The 945-nt window shown below is 65.1% G+C and carries 1 pseudogene; it reads left to right on the top strand.

Going from position 1 to position 945, the window contains the following annotated elements:
* Window positions 1-52 precede the first annotated feature (52 nt).
* Window positions 53-932 (top strand): annotated as a pseudogene (locus ON21_RS37475) (IS5 family transposase).
* Window positions 933-945 lie beyond the last annotated feature (13 nt).

Raw genomic sequence — 945 nt, 5'->3', positions numbered from 1 at the left:
CCTAGGGTCCGTCCTCAAAGTTAGCGTGCTTGATGTGGTGTGATTCTCCGTTGTGGTGCGTAGGCACGAGTTGACCGAGGAGCAGTGGCGGGTGATCGAGCCGCTGCTGCCGGTGTCCGGAGCGAAGGGTCGTCCGCGGGTGGATGACCGGCGGGTGATCAACGGCATGTTGTACAAGGCCAAGACCGGGGTGGCGTGGCGGGATCTGCCCGAACGCTACGGGCCGTGGAAAACGGTCTACAACCGGTTTTGGCGGTGGTCGCGCAACGGCACCCTGGGCATGCTCGTAGCGAAGGTACGTGTGATCGCCGAGGCCGTCGCCGAACTCGATCGAGAGGTCTCGGTGGATTCGACGATCGTGCGTGCCCACCAGCATTCCGCTGGCGGGCGTGCGCGTGTGGTTCACACAGGGGGACAACGGATCCGGCGGCGAACACAGCGAACCAGTTGATCATGCTATCGGTCGTTCCCGTGGCGGGCCGACGACGAAGATTCATTTGGCCTGCGACGGGCTCGGACGCCCGTTGAGCCTGGTGTTGACCGCGGGCAATGTCAACGACTGCACCATGTTCACCCAGGTGTTGGCCGGTATCCGGATGCCACGTCCGGGTCGGGGCCGCCCATGGACGCGGCCGCGGCGGGTGTTGGCCGACAAGGGCTATTCGACTCGCGCGATCCGCGAGCACCTTCGCCGGCGCGGTATCACCGCCACGATCCCCGAACGCAGCGATCAGCAAGCCAACCGTCGTCGCCGGGGCAGTGCTGGTGGGCGCCCACCGACCTTCGACCGGACTGTGTATCGGCGCCGCAATGTGGTCGAACGCTGCTTCAACCGGCTCAAGCAGTACCAGGCCATCGCCACCCGATACGACAAGACCGCGACCTCCTACCGAGGCATGCTCGACCTGGCCACCCTGCTCATATGGCTTTGAGGACGGACCCTAG

This window comes from Nocardia araoensis NBRC 100135, from assembly GCF_000308435.1.
Lineage (GTDB): Bacteria > Actinomycetota > Actinomycetes > Mycobacteriales > Mycobacteriaceae > Nocardia > Nocardia araoensis.
This window is presented reverse-complemented; position numbering and strand designations above follow the sequence as displayed.